Below are 3,509 nucleotides of genomic sequence, written 5' to 3'. Positions count from 1 at the left end.
GCCCCGGCCCCCGGCCGCCCCGCGGTCGATCTGCCCGAAGACGCCGCGGCTGCCCTCGGGGGAGTCGTTCACGAGCGTGTGCGCCCCGGCGACGGCCTCCGCGGTCGAGGCCGAGCTCCGTGGCGCCCTCGCCGAGCGGTTCGCCTTCACGTTCGACCACTCCGCGATCCGCCTCGACCGACCGTTCTTCGACCACGTCGAGGTCTGGCCGGACATCATCCTGCCGGAGCTCCGCGTCGCGATCGAGTACGACTCCACCGGACGCCACGGCCTCGAGCACGTCGGACCCCGGCAGGAGACGGACCGCCGGAAGGACCGTGCCGTGCGCGGTGTCGGGTGGGAGGTCGTCCGCATCCGGACCGGCCGGCTGCAGGCGCTGGGGCCGTACGACCTCGAGGTCTCCGGGATCTCGGGCCGGACGATCGCCCGCCTGGCCGACACGCTGCGCGAGGTCCGCGGCGCCCTCTTCGTCGACGCGTACGCGCGCTGACGCGCTGGCGGCCGGGCGTCGGCGCCGCACAACCGAAGTGCGCCGGAACCGCGGTTCCCCGCGGTTCGGCGTGACTTGCGTTGTGCGCAGCACCGGCCCGCCGCCGGCCGCGCCGCGTCGAACCACGGAAGCGACGTCGAACCGCGTGCGACGGCTGGTGCGACGTCGCTTTCGTGGTTCGACGCGCGCGGGCGCCCGCTGGTGACGTGCGCTCGCCCGCCGCACAACCGAAGTGCGCCGGAACCGCGGTTCCCCGCGGTTCGGCGTGCCTTGCGTTGTGCGCAGCACCCGCCGGCCGCCGGCGGCGCCGCGTCGAACCACGGAAACGACGTCGAACCGCGTGCGACGGCTGGTGCGACGTCGCTTTCGTGGTTCGACGCGCGGGGCGCGCACGCCTTCGCCCGCCGCACAACCGAAGTGCGCCGGAACCGCGGTTCCCCGCGGTTCGACGTGCCTTGCGTTGTGCGCAGCACCCGCCGGCCGTGGGGCGCCGCCGGCCGGCCGCCGCGCCGCGCCTCACCCGCGCAGCGCCAGCGCCTCGCTCCGCCACCGGGCGTGCAGCTCCCACGGGTCGCTCACGCCCGCGGACACGACCGCGACGTGCTCGAGCAACTCCGGCGTCACCCGGAACCACTCCGTGCCGGGGTACCGCGACCCGGCGAACTGCGCGTGCCGCCGCCGCTCGAGGGTCCGGTCGCCGCGCTCGAACCCGAGGAGGTCCTGGTGCGGGATCGCCGCGAGCCGCTGCCGCGGGTTCGCCGTCGTCCCGATCTTGATCCGGTCGCCGAAGTCGTCCCGCATCCGCAGGTAGTACACGACGTCGACCCGTGGGGGAGCGAGGTCCCCGTCCGGCACGTCGCCCCAGCGCCACTCGCACGTCGCACACACCGCACCCGACGGGAAGCGCACGCCGACCCGAGACCCGCACACCGGGCACGGGCCGGGCAGCACGTCCTCGACGCCGACGTGCTCGGCGGCGGCGTCGACCACGAGGGCGACGTGTCCGGCGCACAGCGGCACCGCGGGCACCGCCGACCCGGCGACCGCACCGGCGTCGCAACCGGGCGCGCAGCACGAGAGGGCGACCATGCCGGGAACGCTAGCCCGACCCACCGACGCCAGCCGCGCCTCCAGGCCGGCGCTACTCGGTGAAGATGACGCCGATCGGTTCGCGCTTCTCCTCCTGGAACCGGTCCTCGGCGCGCCCCAGCGCCCAGTACGCGGACAGCGACATCTCGGACTTCTCGAGTCCCCAGTCGTCCTGCAGCAGTCGACGGATCGCCTTCATCGCGGTCCGCTCGCCGTGCGCGAACACCTGCACCGGCCTGGAGGCGCGCTCCAGCGAGCGAGCCGCCTCCAGCAGCAGCGTGCCCGGCTCGGCGCCGGTGGCGTCGCGGTGCAGCCACCGCAGGTCGACCCCGGCCGGGTGCGCGACGTCCTGCTCGTCGGCCGGACCCGCCACCTCGACGAGGGCGACGCCCGTGGCGGTGTCGGCCATGCCCTCGAGGGCGGCGGAGATCGCGGGGAGCGCGCTGTCGTCGCCGAGCAGCACGTGGGTGACGGCGGGGTCGGTGGACGGGGTGTACCCGCCGCCGGGACCCGAGAGGGCGAGGATGTCGCCGGGCTGCGCCGAGGCCGCCCAGGGACCCGCGAGGCCGTCGTCGCCGTGCACGACGAAGTCGACGGCGATGGTCTTCGCCTCGTGGTCGACGGCGCGCACGGTGTAGGTGCGGCGCGCCGGCCGGTCGTGCTTCGGGAGCGACTCGCGCAGTGACTCGAGGTCGTACGGCGGCGTGAGCCCGAGCGACGGCTTCGCGAGCAGGAGCTTGACGTACTTGTCCGTGGTGGCGAGCCGCTCCGGGTCCGCCGCCGCGACGAACTCGTCGAAGGCGGGACCGCCGAGGTGGACGCGGACCATGTGCGGCGAGAGACGCTCCGTGCGGTCGACGACGAAGACGTGCTGGGGGCGTTTGGGTTTCGAGCTCATCGGTGCGAGCTTCCTCTCTCGACTTCTGGGTGCGCTGTGCTTGACGTACCGCTCAGTAAGGTTAGCCTTACCTCCATGGACACCGTCATCCCGTTCTCCGAGCTGCTGCGTCGGCGCACGCGTCGCTCGCAGGGGTCGGGTGGCGACGGGTTCATGCAGGACCTGCTCGCCGGGCGGTGCGACGTGGGCGAGTACGCGGCCCTGCTCGGACAGTACGCGTTCGTGTACGACGCCCTCGAGCGCGCGGCCGAGCGGATGGCGGACCACCCCGTGGCTGCCCCCTTCGTCACGTCGCAGTTGACGCGGATGCCGGCGATCCGGGCGGACCTCGAGTACCTCATCGGTCCGGACTGGTCCGAGCTCGTGTGCCCGCTGCCCGAGACCACCGCGTACGTCCGACGACTGAACGAGGTCGCGGCGACGTGGCCCGGCGGGTTCGTCGCCCACCACTACACGCGGTCCCTCGGCGACCTGTCCGGCGGGCGACTCATCGGGCGGCTGCTCGCGGAGCAGTTCGGCTTCGAGACGAACGGCGTCCTGTTCTACATCTTCGACCAGGTCGCCGACCCGAGCGCGTTCGAGCAGACCTACCGGGCGCAGCTCGACGCGGCTCCGTGGTCGGCCGAGGAACGCGAACGGGTGATCGCCGAGGTCGAGCTGGCGCACCGGCTCGACAGCGGGCTGCTCGCGGGGCTCGACGCGACACGGGGGCCGGTGCTCGGACGCCCCGGGGCGTGGTCCGACGACGACGGGCCGCACGGCGCGGGCGACGACGTGGCCGTGATCGCGTGACCGAGCCGAGTTGACCCGAGCGGCTCCGTGCCGCCCACCAGACCCGCCGGGATCGCGGAGCGCGTCGCTTCGCAGGGGTGCTTCCGCCACGCGCCGCGATCCCGGCGCTCCCTTCGTTCGTGCCGTGCCCCGGGCGCCGCGGGCGCTTGGTGAGCAGAAACTGTCGGGTGCGGGCAGCCCGGGCGACCATTTCTGCTCACGAAGCGCCCGCGGCGCCCGGGGCACGGCACGAACGAAGGG

Annotated in this window: 3 protein-coding genes and 1 pseudogene; 2 read left to right on the top strand and 2 right to left on the bottom strand. The window is 74.2% G+C overall.

Annotated features, from left to right (window positions below; genetic code table 11):
* A pseudogene (locus JSX79_RS17940) lies at positions 1–490 on the top strand (hypothetical protein); the annotation flags it as partial.
* A 516-nt stretch (positions 491–1,006) separates the two neighbouring features.
* Here JSX79_RS17940 and JSX79_RS17935 read toward each other — a convergent pair.
* Both JSX79_RS17935 and JSX79_RS17930 read right to left on the bottom strand, forming a co-directional pair.
* A complete protein-coding gene (locus tag JSX79_RS17935; protein WP_229087551.1) occupies positions 1,007–1,579 on the bottom strand; it encodes a GIY-YIG nuclease family protein in 573 nt (190 codons plus the stop codon).
* 52 nt (positions 1,580–1,631) lie between these two features.
* A complete protein-coding gene (locus JSX79_RS17930; RefSeq protein WP_229087550.1) occupies positions 1,632–2,477 on the bottom strand; it encodes a siderophore-interacting protein in 846 nt (281 codons plus the stop codon).
* A gap of 75 nt (positions 2,478–2,552) precedes the next feature.
* On the opposite strand from JSX79_RS17930, the gene JSX79_RS17925 reads away from it, so the two are divergent.
* Positions 2,553–3,269 carry a heme oxygenase (biliverdin-producing) gene (locus JSX79_RS17925; RefSeq protein ID WP_092387463.1) on the top strand — a complete coding sequence of 239 codons (717 nt, stop codon included), beginning with the start codon at positions 2,553–2,555 and terminating at the stop codon, positions 3,267–3,269.
* Positions 3,270–3,509: the final 240 nt, after the last annotated feature.

The organism is Curtobacterium sp. GD1 (assembly GCF_020882855.1).
In the GTDB taxonomy this organism is placed as follows: Bacteria; Actinomycetota; Actinomycetes; order Actinomycetales; family Microbacteriaceae; genus Curtobacterium.
The sequence above is the reverse complement of the archived record's forward strand: the minus strand, read 5'-3'. Positions and strand labels throughout refer to the sequence as shown.

What these genes read in the sequence shown, in the direction of transcription:
- JSX79_RS17935 (WP_229087551.1), bottom strand. Translation starts at nt 1,579, where the DNA reads ATGGTCGCCCTCTCGTGCTGCGCGCCCGGTTGCGACGCCGGTGCGGTC.
- JSX79_RS17930 (WP_229087550.1), bottom strand. Translation starts at nt 2,477, where the DNA reads ATGAGCTCGAAACCCAAACGCCCCCAGCACGTCTTCGTCGTCGACCGC.
- JSX79_RS17925 (WP_092387463.1), top strand. Translation starts at nt 2,553, where the DNA reads ATGGACACCGTCATCCCGTTCTCCGAGCTGCTGCGTCGGCGCACGCGT.